The following is a 14,485-nucleotide window of genomic DNA, read 5'->3' on the forward strand; positions in this document are numbered from 1 at the left end:
TAAAAGCTCTGATTACTGCTCTGAGTAAGCTTTTTTCACTTCTTCAGCAATGATAGCAATACCTTTTTGCATCGCCTCATCATCTTGTACGTAGTTCATGCGTAAGCACTGGTGAGCATGATCCCACTCGTCTTCTTGGCCGATAAAGAAGTATTCACCCGGAACAATCAATACGCCACGAGCTTTCAGGCGGTCGTACAGCTCCATGGTGGTAATCGGCAGCTCATCAAACCATAGCCATAAGAAAATAGCGCCTTCAGGCTTGTGGATACGGAAGCGAGGGTCATCGATCGCTTCTTGTAAAAGCTCAACCGCACGTAGAGATTTCTCTTTATAGAAAGGTTTGATTACTTCACTGCTCAAACGCAATAAATCGCCTTTTTCAATCATATGATTGGCAATTGCCGGCCCAACACTGCTCGGCGCTAAGCTGATAATGCCATTCATGTTAGTCAGAGCTTGTGTTACTTCTTCGCTCGCAATCACGATACCGCAACGTACACCCGGTAAACCAAGCTTAGATAAGCTCATGCACAGAATCGTATTTTCATTCCAGAACGGTTCCACATCTTCAAAGATGATGTTTGGAAACGGCAGGCCGTAAGCATTATCGATCAGTAGTGGGATGTTGTTTTCGCGCGCCAGTTTATCCAGTTTACGCACTTCTTCGTCGGTCAGTACGTTACCGGTTGGGTTGGTTGGGCGAGAAGCACAGATAGCGGCAACCGAGTCATCAACCTTTAGCTGTTCAAAATCAACGTGGTATTTGAACTGCCTGTTTTCAAGCAGTTCGATCTCTGGGTGGTAAGAGATAAAAATATCGTCATCAATGCCCGCATCGCCGTAGCCGATGTATTCCGGTGCGATCGGCAACAAGATTTTCTTGTGAGAACCGTCTGGCTGTTGACCCGCTAATAGGTTGAATAGGTAAAAGAAGCCACTCTGACTGCCATTAGTCAGGCTGATGTTCTTCTCGCTGATGTCCCAACCATAGGTCTCTTTCAGCATTGCCGCTAACGATTTGATGAAGCTGTCTTTGCCCTGCGGACCATCGTAGTTGGCGAGGGCGGCGATGAGTTCTCCACTGGCGAGCATGTCGGCACTGGCTTGGTTAAAGTAATCGAGCATGGCTGGGATCGCGGCTGGGTTACCACCACCGAGCATGATTGCGCCAGGAGTGCGCAGGCCATCATTCAAATCATCCATTAAACGAGTGATTCCAGAGTATCGATTAAACTTTTCACCAAACTTTGAGAATTGCATTGCTTCGTATACCTAATTCATTGTGATTATTATTCGTAGATTATGATCAATCTTATGAACCCGAGCGTGGCGGGTTACAGTGGGTAATCTTTGAACATACCGCAATGTTTTTGCGGCGCAAAGCACGAATTGCCCTCACACGAAAAAAACTTCTCTTCTCACCGCTCCCGTTTAATCACTTTTTTCACTTTAAACTGAACTCAAACTGAATAGAACGACGGCAAATGTCAGAGCAATGTGAGGAAGGTCACTCTTGGATTGCTCAAAAATAGCGCACTGAATATTATTTCCTCCGAAGAAAAAACAACCTATCTATCTTTTGGAGAAACGAATGTTAACTAATTTATTTGTTAGAACTCAGCTATTTATTCAATCTTTTAATAATGATCAACGTGGTGTTACAGCGATTGAATACGCAATCCTAGGTGTGTGTATGTCAGCAATCGTATTGGCTGTATTTAACGACTCTCTTCGTGAAGCTTTAGAAGGTGCTATCACAACCATCACTAATAATATTGAAGCCGCTAATTCGTCGCCAAGTGTAGGTTAATTAATGCCTCATAAACTGTGGTGGTTAATTCCCTTAGCCACCATGGCTGCAATCGTCAGTTATCAAGATATCCGATACCGAATAATACCTAATGGAGTGGTGGTAGCTGTTGCTCTCTTGGGTGTTTTTTATATCTGTCAAACCGAAAAGTTTGAGCAGTTTTATAATTTTTTCATAGTGTTAGCCGTCGGCGCAGTTTTATTTCATTTCAATGTTATAGCTGCTGGAGACAGTAAATTATTGGCTGTATTCAGTTTAATGGTATCGCCCAATATGATGTTGTTGGCGGTTAATGTGATTTTATTTGCAGGTGGAACCCTAGCGATTACTCAGTGGGTATTAGGAAAAACAACTGGTAATTCTGAGTGGATAAATAGAGGCGTTCCTTATGGGGTACCTATTTGTCTAGGAAGCCTACTAGGTATAGCTGCATCGTTATAGGTGAATCATGAACTCCAAAATCATTCTTGGCTTAGCGTTTCTCGCTATATCTATAGGCCTCTATGGTGTGGTGAATGTACCGATGGATACTTTCCCCGTTCAGCCTGAAGAACCCATTATAGAAGTGACTTTTAAGGTATGGAAATTAACTCACCCGGCAGTGAAAGGTCAGCAGCTGAAGCGTAGCGACTTCGTTATAGAGTACTTGCCTGAAGCTCGTGCAGCGCTATTGGGAATCGATCGAAACATTGAGTTAGATTGGAATGCTCCTCAATTCGCAGTGCATGACATTGCCGCATATGAGCTGGTGGACTTGAATATGTTGACATCTCCTGGAGACAGTCAGTACTTACAGGCGGTGATCCGCCCTGGATTTGTGCCTTATAACGTTACGGTACCGGGAAGAGATGTACTAGGTGGCACCATCGCAGTCGGAGATTTAGTCGATATATCTGTTCTTTCAACGCCGGATCAGAACTTATCAAGTGAGGATACGGTGTCAGATATTCAACATCTCACTATGGTGCCATTACTGGCCCAAATACCGGTTTTGGACATGGTGACGTCAGAAAAAGCAGTGAGCACGTTAACGTTGGAAAAAGAGACTCAGGTGACATTGATCTTACAAGTGACGAATCAACAATTGGCACAACTCACGGTGGCACAGCGGATTGCAGAAGTGGCCGTGCACAAGTCATTGGGTAAGGAATTTTCTGATGATCTAGAAGCTGATTCTTCAGACATCATTCCAAGCAGTGGCGGCACTGGTGGAATTCGTGAATACCGTTTTGAGTAGGGCGTTAACCATGAAAACAACAATGTTGACTTTAGTATTGGTTCTGCTGCTTCCATTCGAGGTTTTGGCTCAAGGCTCGACTAATTTAGCTCAGGGAGAAGCTAAAACCTTTTCGATTCGAGGGGAAATCGCTTCTGTTTTTATCTCAGGGAAGAATATTGCAGATTACCAAGTGATTGATAGTAATAAGGTCGTGGTGTTTGGGAAGAATATAGGATCTGCCTCGTTTATCGCATTTGATGCGAAAGGACGTGAATTATTTAACCGCTTATTGTTGGTGAATAAAAGTTATCGCGAAATAGAGCAACAAATTGATGTGCTGTTTCCCGATGCGGAAGTGTTTGTAGCAGGCATCGGTGAGAACGTTGTTCTGAGTGGTGTCGTCGCTAATGAACAGGAAAAGGATAACATTCACCAGTTGGTGGGTGAGCTTTTGGGGAAAACAGCGAACTCAACCTCTTTTCAAATGAGTGATGAAGAGAGTGACGACATTGATGTGGGTTTTATGACTCAACTTAATTACGCAGGCGTCGTGAATAATATCGAAATATCAGCGACTAAGCAGGTGAACGTTAAGTTGACCATTGCAGAGGTATCGCACTCTTTTATGCAAGACTTCGGCATCAAGATGGGCAGCAATGGTACGCCCGGCATCTTTGTGGATCAACTTACTCATTTTAGTGCTAGCGATATTGTCTCTGTTATTTCAGCTTTAGGTACCGATAGCGTTGGTCAAGTTCTAGCTGAACCTAATTTGTCGGTGATTTCAGGTGAGAAAGCGAGTTTCTTAGTGGGTGGAGAACTGCCCGTTGTGACGGTTATAGATGGTGCAACCAACGTTGAATATAAGGAATTCGGTGTGCGACTGGAATTACTGGCTAAGGTGCTTCGAGATGACAAAATTAAGCTAGCACTGACACCAGAGGTTAGCTCCCTAGATGGTAGTTACAGCAGTGACAACTTTGATTTACCAGCATTAAGAACACGACGCGCCCAGACAACCGTGGAACTGGGGGATGGACAAAGCTTCGTTCTTGGTGGGTTGCTTAACAGTGAAGAGAAAGAGTCACTGACTCGAATTCCCTACATTGGTGATATACCTATTATCGGTGCTTTGTTTCGCCATACAGGAACCGAACGTAGTAAAACTGAGTTAGTCATTGTAGCGACCGTTAATTTAGTTCAACCAGTCAAAGCGGAGCAGATCCAATTACCGACGATGAAAAAGACTAGCACGCTCAAGCGCTTTTTTGGACTAGGCAGTGGCTATGAACAATCACAACAAAAGTGGGCTGATGAAGTTTTGTCTGCTGGAGGGTTTAGCCAATGAAATCATTGATGGTTACTTTGTTTACCGCCGTCATTGTTACAGGGTGTGTTGACCGTATATCGGAGCCTCGCGGAACGGAAGTTGAAGTTTTTCCTGTGACTTATCAACTTAAACTTCGCTCTGACCAACCCCTGTTGGTGACCAGAAAAGTGAGTGAGTTTATCTTGGGTTACCCTAAAAATGTAAAGGTGGCGCAATGGAAAATACGTACCAAAGGGAACGGGAATCAGGCGCTTTATAAAGAGGTTGTGAGCCAGTTAATCCAAGCTGGTGTGATGTCGAGTCAGATTGAATACAGTCAAATAGGTTATAGCCCAAATGAGCATAACTCAAACGCATCAGATCCGTTACCACTAGAGAGTCGCTTTGACTTAAGTCTTTCAGTCACAACATATAAGACCAAACTAGAAATTTGCCGCCAGGAACGGGTCGGCGAGTATGGGAATGGAAGCTTAGGGTGCAATGTGGACACGAGCCGTTGGCAGTCAATGGTCAACCCGCACAAAGCAATCTAATTACTAACTGTTAGAGAATTTCAGATGTTTGATTTAGTGAATAAACTAAACAGTGCGGAACCTAAAAAATCGGAGAAACAGAATCGTTGTGCGATGCTTTTCCAAACCGAGATATGCCGCGACTTCATCCAAAAATCGTTCAGATTTGAAGGGTTGATTGAGCCTAGCTCGTTCGCCAGCCAAGACACAAATGTGACTAGATTAGAGCAATACCCAGATGTTGAAGTGGTATTTGTTGAATTAAATCAAAGCCAAGATATTGTCGCTGATGCTCAGTTATTGACTCATACCTTACCTCCTCATGTGTCAGTGATCATTATTGGCAGTGAAGATACCATATCCATCATTCGAGCCTTAAGACAGTTGGGTTTCTATTACTTGTTTTGGCCAGCGGGTGAAGCGGAAACGATCGATTTTTATCACAACGTTTCCCGTAACCACGCAGCACAACAAGGCGTGAGTACAAATCGTAAAGCCAAGCAAATAGCAGTCATGGGCGTGAAAGGTGGGGTCGGTACTTCACTTGTAGCGTGTGAGATATCTCGCCGTTTGGCCAAGCATCAAAATGCGAGTACTTTGCTAGTCGACTATACCTACACTGGCAGCAATATTGACGTGATGTTAGGGCTTAAGAAGTTTACTAAGCGCAGTGTTCAAAAAGGCACCCTTACTACAGGAGTGGATAATGATATCGCGACAAGCTTGGTACAAAATATTGAAAAAAATTTGTCACTTCTTGCGGTGGAATCAGATGAGTTTGGCCGTGATGAGTTATTCCAATACACCCAGTCTTTAAAGAAGCAGATGATTTCAAGTCATGCTTTTGTCGTGGAAGACTATTCTCACACTGCGACAACCAATGAAGAGTTTAGACAAGCGGTGGGGAAACTAGATGCTTTAGTCTTGGTATTTGATGCAACAGTATCTTCATTAAGAGAGCTGAATCGAATTCGTTCTGAAATCGACGTGCATTATCCCAACCTTGTCGTACTGACGGTAATGAACCGCTCTCGACCACATAACGCAGCGTCAATTAGTGAGGCGGATGTAGTTAAGTATTTTGGTCGAGAGGCAGACGCGAATTTAGTGTTTGATTTCAAAGCTAATCAATACCTACTTCAAGGTGAGCTGCTTAGTGAATCACGTTCTGAAATGAAATACGGACTGCAAACGTTAGTTGCCTTATTGATGGGAGAGAAAGTTGCGGAAAAAACAGCATTTTCATTCTTCCAGTGGTTAAAACGGTAAGGGGACGATATGGAACATGCACAGCGCATTTATTTACAACTGCGTAAGCAGATATTTGATGCACTGGATGCCAGTGTTATTGAAAGCTTACCGCGTCTAGAGTTAGAAGCTCAGTTAGCTAGCGCAGTTGATATGCTAGTGAGTCGAGATCAGTTATCTATTTCATCACTGGCAAAATCAGAATATGTCACCAGCATGGTACATGAGTTAGTTGGCCTCGGGCCTTTGCAGGTGTTGATGGATGATGACTCGATCACCGACATCATGATCAATGGCCCACAACAGGTTTATATTGAGCGTCATGGCTTAGTCGAGAAAGCACCTGTTCGATTTATCGATGAGAAGCAGTTGCTTGATATTGCTAAGCGCATCGCTAGTCGTGTTGGGCGCAGGGTCGATGAGTCTTCTCCTACTTGTGATGCCCGGTTAGATGATGGTAGCCGTGTGAATATTGTCATTCCTCCTATCACATTGGAAGGGACGTCAATCTCGATTCGTAAGTTTCAAAAGCAAAGTATTGGTTTTGAAGAATTAGTTGAATTTGGGTCTCTTACTCCCGAGATGGCAGGTTTACTTCAATTAGCTGCACGTTGCCGACTCAATATTATTGTATCTGGTGGTACGGGATCGGGAAAAACAACGTTACTTAATGCTTTATCACAGCATATATCAGAGGGTGAACGAACCGTCACTATTGAAGATACCGCTGAGTTAAGGCTTCAGCAGTCACATGTTGTTCGAATGGAAACTCGTCATGAGGGCATTGAAGGGACGGGGGCTATTACCGCTCGAGATTTAGTGATTAATTCACTGCGAATGCGCCCAGACCGAATTATTGTGGGTGAATGCCGTGGTGGTGAAGCATTTGAAATGCTGCAAGCCATGAATACTGGGCACGATGGTTCAATGTCTACGTTGCACGCCAATACACCACGAGATGCTTTGGCTCGTGTCGAATCAATGGTGATGATGGCGACCAATAATTTGCCCTTAGAAGCGATCCGCCGCTCAATTGTAAGCGCGGTCGATTTAGTCGTTCAGGTCAGCCGATTACATGATGGTTCTCGAAAGATCATGAATATCACTGAAGTGGTCGGTATTGAGGGAAGCAACGTGGTGTTAGAAGAGTTGTTCTCTTTCCAAACTTCACCTCACAGCCCTGATGGTCGCATTCGAGGTAGTTATGTGACATCTGGTGTTATGGCTCGTTCTGCGCTTTATGAAAAAGCCCGTTTCTTTGGTGTAGAGCAGAAGTTAACTCAAGTGATTGAGTCTATGACACTCAATCAATAGGAGTGAGACATGTATTGGTTGATTATTTTGGGTGGGGCAATACTCATGATTGTAGCGCTTAAGCCGAATAGAGCTCCTTCTGTTGATGAGTATTTATCACAGCAAGCGAAAGGTAATCTGAAAAGCGATCTGAGTTTTACGCAACAAGCGGTTAATTTTGCCAGTCTTTCTGATCGTAACTTCAAACAGAAACTTCATGTGCGTTGGGATAACTTACAGCGCCAACTTGGAAAAATGGCATTAGGTAAGGTCGTCATTTTTTCTGTTGTAGCACTGCTTGCGATCGGCACTCTTAATCAAATGTCACTGCGCTTACCTTGGTTCGAAATTTTGCCTTTGACTCTCATTACCGCTTGGTTTTTGGGTTATCTCCATTTACAGAAACGAGAGAAAAAACGCTTTGAAGAAACCTTCCCTGATGCGTTGAACATGCTGGCAAGTTCCCTTAGTGCGGGTGAAAGCATAGGGCGAGGCATTGGGTATGTAGGGAAGAAACTTGAAGGTGAGGTAGGTAAAGAGTTTAAGCTGATGAGCGAGCGCCTCAATTTAGGCGAGCCGATTGATGATGTGTTTCGTAAATATTGTCGTCGCTTTCCGTATCCGTCGTTTCATTTTTTTGTCATTACCTTGCGAGCTAACATGCAAAGAGGAGGGCAATTAAAAGAGGTGATGTCACGTCTGAATCGACAAATGTTCGAAGCGAGAGCTGTAGAAAGAAAAAAGTTTGCTCTTACTTCAGAGGCTCGTATCTCCGCAAAAATTGTAGGAGCAACACCATTCTTCTTTCTGTTTATTTTGCAGTTTCTTAGTCCTGAAAATTTTGAGTTCGTAATGCACCACCCAGAAGGGAGACCGATTCTTTACTACCTCATCACAAGTGAAAGTATCGGCATGCTGATCATCTGGGCGTTAATGAAAAAGGTGAAGTAATGGCTTCTTCAATAAACTTCTCGAACGTTGGGTTATTTTTCGCCTGGGCCGGCGTAGCATTTGGCTTGTTGCTCATATTTTATTGGTTAGTCGTGTGTACTCAGAAAAAACACCGTATCGCAGCCTTAGCGAAACATCATCGATTGGCCGAACAGTCAAAAGAGGCAGAAATAAAACTGAATCGTTGGTTGACGCCCATGTCGACTATTTTCGTCACCTCCGAAAGTGATATTGCAGTGCGCTTTGCTAATGCAGGCGTGAGTGACATCCGGTGGGCTCAATGGTTTATGCCACTGAAGTACAGTGCGTTGTTTATCGGGCAAGTGGTTGTTGCAGGCGTGTGTTGGTTTTTTGAGGTTTCGTCTGAATCATGGATCGCGATAGCTGCGGGGTGGGCTATGGTGGTTATTGTGATACCTGACCTAGTCTTGAGCTCGATGGCTAAAAACCGTCAACGTCGAATCTCTCGTCAAATGCCGTACCTGATTGACCTAATGGCGATTTGCGTCCAAACCGGCATGACAATCGAAGCATCAATGAAATACCTCTCCATTGAAATGAAAAGCTTTGATAAAGAGCTTTCTAGCTTGTTGGAGGTGACAAACCAACGGGCTCGTTTGGTCGGAATGGAAAATGCCTTAGAGGAGTTGTATCGCAAGGTTCCATCACCAGAAGTTCGTAGTTTTGTGATGACGCTGACGCAGAGCATTCAACATGGATCCTCGATTTATAACGTGTTAACGACGTTGGCAGGCGATATTCGAGAAGTGCAAATGCTAGAGCTGGAAGAAGAAATAGGGAAGTTAGCTGCCAAGATGTCGATTCCACTGATCGTGTTTATCTTGATCCCAATTGTATTCGTAATTGCCGCTCCGGGGGTAATGAGGATGATGCTTAATGTTTAAGAAAATAATCGCGCTAACGTTAGTTTTAATGTTGGCGGCATGCAGTTCAACTCAAGCGAGTTGGCAGAAAGATGAGTCAAAAGAGGCGATCTATCAAAAAACACATAATTACGTTCAGTTAACCCGTTTGTATAAAAATCAGCTGCAGCAATACGACGCTGATGAAGTGAGAGAAAAACTCTCGAATACATATTTAGCTATGGGCGATGCTGAGTCGGCTCTGTTTTACATTGCGCCTGTTACTCAAAAATCACAACCCAGTGTGAACAGTTTATTGATGCAAGCGAAAGCATACGGTGAATTAGGTCAGTACCCAGCAGCGATCAGTAGTGCTAAACAAGTATTAGTGGAAAATGCTACACATGCGGCAGCCGAGAATTTACTGGGAACGTTTTATGGTTACAGCTATCAGTTTGATCTATCTCGTCGGTATTTTGAACGCGCGCGCGAGCATTTTTATGACTCGGTATCCGTGAATAATAATTTGGCTGTGCTCGATATTACGCAAGAGCATTATCAAGCAGCTATGGAGCGTTTATTACCATTGTATAAGCGCGGTCAGATGAACGAACAGATGATGGCAAACTTGACGTTGAGTATGGCTAAGTTGGGCCGCTACCCGTTTGTCGAAAGTGTGTTGAGTGAAAGATACAGCAAGCACCAAATCCAAAAAATTTATCAGGCGTTGCGCCACCACACTCCTTATTCATTAGAGAGCCAAACGCTGGCAGTCAGTGGTCTTTCGTTATCGGAGGCGGGTAATGCGATATAAGCAAAAGGGTGTCGCGAGCATAGAGTTTGCGGTGGGCTTTTTTGCTTTTTGGTTGATGTGTATGGCGTGGGTTGAGATGAGCTATATCTCGTACATTTCGGCGATCAACGACTTGGCGATTTCAGAAGTGGCTCGCACAGCTAAAAAGGGCTCAGGAAATTATCTCGATACGGTAGATAAGGTTTTGCACCGAGAAGGCAGTATTTGGAATCAGGTAGTCGACGGCGACAATTTTCAAGTCACGATTCATTACTCTCAAAGCCTGAATGATCTAGCCAGTATTACCGACCAGTGCAGTATTTTGGGTAATCAGAAATTCAAAGAATGCGGTGATGCTGATAATGCTGCGCTTGCCATTTATCGAATTAACTACCGTTTTTCACCTATCTTTAGCTACTTCTTCACGACTCAGAATTTAATGAGCAGAGAGATGATTGTTGTGCAGGAATATGAAAGGTCAAAATTTGAAATTTAGAACCCTAAAGCATGGGAATTTGAAGAGTAAGCAGCAGGGGGTTTTTAGTATTGAGTTTGCCATGGTCGCTGTATTTTTCAGCTTATTGATTGCTTTCAGTGGTGACGTGATCATCAAGCTTTCATTGAAAGGAAAACTCGATCGACTCTCTTATTCACTGGTCAATGTACTTAAAGAGAGAACCCAACTTTATGATACTGATTATCAGCTTACAACTAAAGAAGTCGATGATATCGATATCATTGCTCAGCATTCCTTACTGCGTACCTTTGGTCATTTTGAACGGGAACACTATGGGTTGTTGGTGGAAGAGTTGAGCTTCAAACAAGTGGGTACCCCCAACCCCGCGATCAGTGAAAAACGCGGTGTCGTTGCCTGCAGAATAAAGCAAACCATTGATTCATTAGAGTCCATGACGGTAGTGACTAACCGAGGTCGAGAAATGCCCCTGTACCGAGTGACGGTTTGTTATGAATCGGATAATTGGATTGGTGGTATTTTGGGGCGTGAGTTTACTCACGTGATGTCTGATTCTGTCGTGATCGGCAGGTAGAGCGAAGAGAAAGGCTATGAGACACGCTATGCGTAAGCAGTCTGGCCATGCAGCTATGCTGTTTGCCATGATGATCCCAGCTTTGTTTGGAGTGTTTATGCTTGGTTCTGATGGTGCCCGCGCATTACAAACCAAAGCTCGATTAGAGGAAGCTTCAGAAGCGGCTGTTCTAGCGGTATCAGCAAAAGATGAGCAAGACCACCAATTGGCGGAGCGCTATATTCAGCATTATCTATATGACATGGACTCGATCCTAGATATTGAAGTTAAGAAGCTAGGGTGTGATGAGATACCTGAATGTGTTGCTGCTACGGAAAGAGGCGAAGCACGCTACTTTGAATATCGTGTTGCGAGTCAAACACTGCACAAGTCCTGGTTTCCTGGTAACGATGTGATTTCTGGCTTTGGTGATAGCTTCAATGTGACGGGATCATCGAAAGCACGACGCTATCAAAGCCAGCCGATAGACATTACTTTTATCGTCGATTTTTCAGAATCTATGAATGACTCGTGGAGTGGTGGTCGGCATTCTAAGCTAAATGATCTGAAAGACATTATTGAAGATGTGGCTGATGAACTCGGCGCGTATAACGATCTATATCCAGAGCACCCTCATCGGGTTGCACTTACCGGTTTTAATCGCCGAACCATCAATAAAGATAAGAATGATAACTTAGTGGTTCGTGATCAGCGGGTAGTTTCAAGAGAAGGTGAATACGATAAAGACGATACGGTGAATTTTAACAAAACGATAGCTCAACAATTTATCGTTAAAGGAGAAGCCTCGCGTGTGCCTAATGGCGATGATGATGCACGGTTCTACGACCTCTATTTTACCACCGATTTTTCATCCTTCACTAAAACGGTCAAGAAATTCAAAGCTGGGGGAGGCACTGCTTCACTGCAAGGCATTATTCGTGCAGGGCAAATTGTGACTTCAATGTCGAAGAACCAAAAGCAGCTGATCATTATTCTGTCTGATGGGGAAGATTGGAATCACTACGCAGGGCAAACCAATAAGCTTGTGTCGAAAGGTATGTGTAGCAACATTCTTAATATGGTCAACGGCGGCAAAGTTTCGGCAGATAATACGCATGATGACATAGAGGTAATTGGCGGGGTAAGCCAAGGAATGATGACACCTGATGGTGAACGAATGAACGCGCGCATGGCTGTGATTGGTTTCGATTATGAACTTAATAAAAACGTGGGTCTGCGTAATTGCGTTGGCCGAAATAATGTTTATAAGGCTGAAAACAAGGAAGACATTCTCAATAAAATTTTGGGATTAATTACGGAAGAAGTGGGTCACTTAGCGCAATAGAGATATGTGACATCCTTTTTATTAACTGAATATTATTAAGAGAGCAAAAATGAAAACGCTTATATCTGTTATGTCTTTATTTACTCTGTCGTTTTCTATACTGGCAGCCCCTTTAAAACCAGATACTAACGAACTACTTTATCATTACTGCCATATGAGCGACTCTGAACTTGAGAAGACGGTAACGATCGGTCAGGGGAAGAAAGTGATGTATCACCAAGGCCCGTTCATGCAAGTGAACACAAGCACAGCTAATCAAGCGATTAAAAATCTGATTCAAGATAAGTTAACTCAAGTATCAGAAAGTGCTGATTGCGCACAATACTTACTGAGTCGAACTAAATTTGTAGAAGGTAAGTTGGCTCGTGAGGTGTTGGCTCGCGTGACTTTTGATTTCGATGACGATGAACTGAATCAAAAATCTCGTTATTTATTGTTAAACCTTATAGCTAAACTTGAACATCAAACTCCCGAATTTATCGTCACGGGGAATACCGACTCAAAAGGTAGTGATAGTTACAACTTAAGCTTGGGCTTGCAGCGCTCGAATGCTGTTGTTGGGTATTTGAAAGAGCAAGGCGTAAATATTGAAGACCTGACAGTGAGTTCACAAGGTGAGGCGAACCCAGTGCAGAGTAACGAGACTGAATCCGGTCGCCATAACAATCGCAGGGTTGATATTCACTCTTAACCCTGCCCTACAAATTTAACTTGTTGGGAGCAGTATTTTTAAAACGACACCCACGGATGGGTTATCTGATTGCTCAAACCAGATTGTCCCTTTGTAGCTATGGAGTATCTCATCACATAGCGCCAAACCTAATCCTGTACCATGGGTCTTCTGATCGGCTCTTACGCCACGTTGAAATAAGGTTTGGCTGATCGAGTTATCTATTACTGGCCCATCATTATAGATCTCAATCAGGATCTGCTGTTCGCTTTGAGTGGCTTTGAATTCGATAGAGGTTTGTGCGAACCGATAAGTATTTTCTAATAGGTTACCGAGCACTTCCATAAGATCATCTTTATTAAGAGGCACGGTCTGTTGGTCGTCAAACTGAGTGATGAATTGGATCTTTTTGTCGGCATGGATTTTCGTAAACATGCCTACTAGGCTGTCGAGGATTGGTTTTATCGGTGTCGATGAAGTCGTTATACCTTTAACGCCTAGCGAAGCCCTTTTGAGTTGTGCCTGAATTAAGCTATCCATTTCTAACAGTTGTTGGTTGATTTGGTCATTCTTTGTTTTGGATGAGTCTTCATCAAGTAATGCTTGAGAAACTGTCACGCGAGTCTTCAAACTATGGGCGAGATCATTGAGAGAACGCTTATAACGCTCCTGATTTTCTTTTTGTTGGTATAGCAATTCGTTCAATGCACTGGTGACGCTATGTAAATCTTCAGGGTATGACTGGGCTAATTGGTTTTGTTTACCCTGCTTTATGTCATTCAGTTCATTCTCTAGTCGAGTAAACGGCGCAAAACTAATACGATAAAAAACCAAAAGTAGAGCACTGATCAAAGCAAGCGCAACCACTAACACTCCAACCGCGGTGTATTTTAACTGATGTATGGGTTCTATTTTCTCTTCGACCCTTTGGGTAAAGATAACTCTGCCATCTTTTTTTTCCTGGAAACCTTTCCAGAGAATTGTGTGGACAATAAAAGCGGCGCCATTCGGTCTTTCAACCAAACGAATAGTATCTATGGGGAAATTTAGATCATGACACAGTTCGTTGACTTGAGATTGGCTGACGCCTATCTCTGATAGCAGCTTAGCTCGTCTTTCAATATTTACTGATGTCCATACTTGTTGATTGTTGTGATCACATAGAGTGACGCTAGTGTTGGGAGACTCTTTCGCATAGAACCTATCCCACTCCGTCAATGGCGGTATTTCCCCAGAAGACAGCAGTTCATTGATTACAGCAGGCAATTCTCGAAGGGTATTTTTCGAGTAGTACTCAAAAAGTTGGTGTTTTTGACTGTTGTAGTAGAACCAGGCGCTAGTGAGTACCATTGAAATCATAATGGAAGCAGCAACGGCGAATGTCCGACGTCTGAACTGAGTTTTGTACAGTCTTTTCATA

The 14,485-nt window shown here is 43.5% G+C and carries 16 protein-coding genes; 14 read left to right on the plus strand and 2 right to left on the minus strand.

The window, feature by feature from the left end; translation table 11 throughout:
- Nucleotides 1–12 precede the first annotated feature (12 nt).
- Entirely contained in the window at nucleotides 13–1,263 is a 1,251-nt protein-coding gene (locus AB6E08_RS06415) for a valine--pyruvate transaminase (RefSeq protein WP_017103128.1), read from the minus strand.
- Nucleotides 1,264–1,594: 331 nt separating this feature from the next.
- On the opposite strand from AB6E08_RS06415, the gene AB6E08_RS06420 reads away from it, so the two are divergent.
- Genes AB6E08_RS06420 through AB6E08_RS06485 form a run of 14 tightly spaced genes read left to right on the plus strand, consistent with a single transcriptional unit; the run spans nucleotide 1,595 to nucleotide 13,086 of the window.
- Entirely contained in the window at nucleotides 1,595–1,813 is a 219-nt protein-coding gene (locus AB6E08_RS06420) for a Flp family type IVb pilin (RefSeq protein WP_009848142.1), read from the plus strand.
- A gap of 3 nt (nucleotides 1,814–1,816) precedes the next feature.
- Complete coding sequence (locus AB6E08_RS06425) at nucleotides 1,817–2,254, plus strand: prepilin peptidase (protein ID WP_372064219.1); 438 nt, start codon at nucleotides 1,817–1,819, stop codon at nucleotides 2,252–2,254.
- Nucleotides 2,255–2,261: 7 nt separating this feature from the next.
- The gene (locus tag AB6E08_RS06430) at nucleotides 2,262–3,050 is read left to right on the plus strand and encodes an RcpC/CpaB family pilus assembly protein (RefSeq protein ID WP_017103126.1); all 789 of its coding nucleotides are present in this window, start codon (nucleotides 2,262–2,264) and stop codon (nucleotides 3,048–3,050) included.
- Nucleotides 3,051–3,060: 10 nt separating this feature from the next.
- Complete coding sequence (locus AB6E08_RS06435) at nucleotides 3,061–4,380, plus strand: type II and III secretion system protein family protein (protein ID WP_009848145.1); 1,320 nt, start codon at nucleotides 3,061–3,063, stop codon at nucleotides 4,378–4,380.
- Nucleotides 4,377–4,895 carry a hypothetical protein gene (locus tag AB6E08_RS06440; RefSeq protein WP_372064221.1) on the plus strand — a complete coding sequence of 173 codons (519 nt, stop codon included), beginning with the start codon at nucleotides 4,377–4,379 and terminating at the stop codon, nucleotides 4,893–4,895. Before AB6E08_RS06435 ends, AB6E08_RS06440 begins: the two co-directional genes overlap by 4 nt.
- Before the next feature lie 24 nt (nucleotides 4,896–4,919).
- Complete coding sequence (locus tag AB6E08_RS06445; protein WP_017099667.1) at nucleotides 4,920–6,143, plus strand: P-loop NTPase; 1,224 nt, start codon at nucleotides 4,920–4,922, stop codon at nucleotides 6,141–6,143.
- 9 nt (nucleotides 6,144–6,152) lie between these two features.
- Complete coding sequence (locus AB6E08_RS06450; protein ID WP_135385717.1) at nucleotides 6,153–7,436, plus strand: CpaF family protein; 1,284 nt, start codon at nucleotides 6,153–6,155, stop codon at nucleotides 7,434–7,436.
- A gap of 9 nt (nucleotides 7,437–7,445) precedes the next feature.
- Nucleotides 7,446–8,366, plus strand: coding sequence for a type II secretion system F family protein (locus AB6E08_RS06455; RefSeq protein ID WP_372064224.1), 921 nt, complete (start codon nucleotides 7,446–7,448; stop codon nucleotides 8,364–8,366).
- The gene (locus tag AB6E08_RS06460) at nucleotides 8,366–9,271 is read left to right on the plus strand and encodes a type II secretion system F family protein (RefSeq protein WP_372064226.1); all 906 of its coding nucleotides are present in this window, start codon (nucleotides 8,366–8,368) and stop codon (nucleotides 9,269–9,271) included. Before AB6E08_RS06455 ends, AB6E08_RS06460 begins: the two co-directional genes overlap by 1 nt.
- Entirely contained in the window at nucleotides 9,264–10,043 is a 780-nt protein-coding gene (locus AB6E08_RS06465; protein WP_372064228.1) for a tetratricopeptide repeat protein, read from the plus strand. Before AB6E08_RS06460 ends, AB6E08_RS06465 begins: the two co-directional genes overlap by 8 nt.
- Nucleotides 10,033–10,518 carry a TadE/TadG family type IV pilus assembly protein gene (locus AB6E08_RS06470; protein WP_372064230.1) on the plus strand — a complete coding sequence of 162 codons (486 nt, stop codon included), beginning with the start codon at nucleotides 10,033–10,035 and terminating at the stop codon, nucleotides 10,516–10,518. Before AB6E08_RS06465 ends, AB6E08_RS06470 begins: the two co-directional genes overlap by 11 nt.
- Nucleotides 10,493–11,071 (plus strand): tight adherence pilus pseudopilin TadF, encoded by a 579-nt coding sequence (gene tadF / locus AB6E08_RS06475; protein ID WP_009848153.1) that lies wholly within the window; start codon nucleotides 10,493–10,495, stop codon nucleotides 11,069–11,071. Before AB6E08_RS06470 ends, tadF begins: the two co-directional genes overlap by 26 nt.
- A gap of 16 nt (nucleotides 11,072–11,087) precedes the next feature.
- A complete protein-coding gene (locus tag AB6E08_RS06480) occupies nucleotides 11,088–12,395 on the plus strand; it encodes a hypothetical protein (protein WP_372064232.1) in 1,308 nt (435 codons plus the stop codon).
- Nucleotides 12,396–12,444: 49 nt separating this feature from the next.
- On the plus strand, nucleotides 12,445–13,086 hold the full coding sequence (locus AB6E08_RS06485) for an OmpA family protein (protein WP_017099661.1): 642 nt from the start codon (nucleotides 12,445–12,447) through the stop codon (nucleotides 13,084–13,086).
- 15 nt (nucleotides 13,087–13,101) lie between these two features.
- Here AB6E08_RS06485 and AB6E08_RS06490 read toward each other — a convergent pair whose 3' ends face one another.
- A complete protein-coding gene (locus tag AB6E08_RS06490; protein ID WP_017099660.1) occupies nucleotides 13,102–14,484 on the minus strand; it encodes a sensor histidine kinase in 1,383 nt (460 codons plus the stop codon).
- Nucleotide 14,485 lies beyond the last annotated feature (1 nt).

This window comes from Vibrio sp. 10N.247.310.24 (genome assembly GCF_041467175.1).
GTDB classification, from domain to species: domain Bacteria; phylum Pseudomonadota; class Gammaproteobacteria; order Enterobacterales; family Vibrionaceae; genus Vibrio; species Vibrio tasmaniensis_A.

What these genes read in the sequence shown, in the direction of transcription:
- AB6E08_RS06485 (WP_017099661.1), top strand. Translation starts at nt 12,445, where the DNA reads ATGAAAACGCTTATATCTGTTATGTCTTTATTTACTCTGTCGTTTTCT.
- tadF (WP_009848153.1), top strand. Translation starts at nt 10,493, where the DNA reads ATGAAAGGTCAAAATTTGAAATTTAGAACCCTAAAGCATGGGAATTTG.
- AB6E08_RS06425 (WP_372064219.1), top strand. Translation starts at nt 1,817, where the DNA reads ATGCCTCATAAACTGTGGTGGTTAATTCCCTTAGCCACCATGGCTGCA.
- AB6E08_RS06445 (WP_017099667.1), top strand. Translation starts at nt 4,920, where the DNA reads ATGTTTGATTTAGTGAATAAACTAAACAGTGCGGAACCTAAAAAATCG.
- AB6E08_RS06455 (WP_372064224.1), top strand. Translation starts at nt 7,446, where the DNA reads ATGTATTGGTTGATTATTTTGGGTGGGGCAATACTCATGATTGTAGCG.
- AB6E08_RS06440 (WP_372064221.1), top strand. Translation starts at nt 4,377, where the DNA reads ATGAAATCATTGATGGTTACTTTGTTTACCGCCGTCATTGTTACAGGG.
- AB6E08_RS06430 (WP_017103126.1), top strand. Translation starts at nt 2,262, where the DNA reads ATGAACTCCAAAATCATTCTTGGCTTAGCGTTTCTCGCTATATCTATA.
- AB6E08_RS06480 (WP_372064232.1), top strand. Translation starts at nt 11,088, where the DNA reads ATGAGACACGCTATGCGTAAGCAGTCTGGCCATGCAGCTATGCTGTTT.
- AB6E08_RS06465 (WP_372064228.1), top strand. Translation starts at nt 9,264, where the DNA reads ATGTTTAAGAAAATAATCGCGCTAACGTTAGTTTTAATGTTGGCGGCA.
- AB6E08_RS06435 (WP_009848145.1), top strand. Translation starts at nt 3,061, where the DNA reads ATGAAAACAACAATGTTGACTTTAGTATTGGTTCTGCTGCTTCCATTC.
- AB6E08_RS06460 (WP_372064226.1), top strand. Translation starts at nt 8,366, where the DNA reads ATGGCTTCTTCAATAAACTTCTCGAACGTTGGGTTATTTTTCGCCTGG.
- AB6E08_RS06420 (WP_009848142.1), top strand. Translation starts at nt 1,595, where the DNA reads ATGTTAACTAATTTATTTGTTAGAACTCAGCTATTTATTCAATCTTTT.
- AB6E08_RS06415 (WP_017103128.1), bottom strand. Translation starts at nt 1,263, where the DNA reads ATGCAATTCTCAAAGTTTGGTGAAAAGTTTAATCGATACTCTGGAATC.
- AB6E08_RS06470 (WP_372064230.1), top strand. Translation starts at nt 10,033, where the DNA reads ATGCGATATAAGCAAAAGGGTGTCGCGAGCATAGAGTTTGCGGTGGGC.
- AB6E08_RS06450 (WP_135385717.1), top strand. Translation starts at nt 6,153, where the DNA reads ATGGAACATGCACAGCGCATTTATTTACAACTGCGTAAGCAGATATTT.
- AB6E08_RS06490 (WP_017099660.1), bottom strand. Translation starts at nt 14,484, where the DNA reads ATGAAAAGACTGTACAAAACTCAGTTCAGACGTCGGACATTCGCCGTT.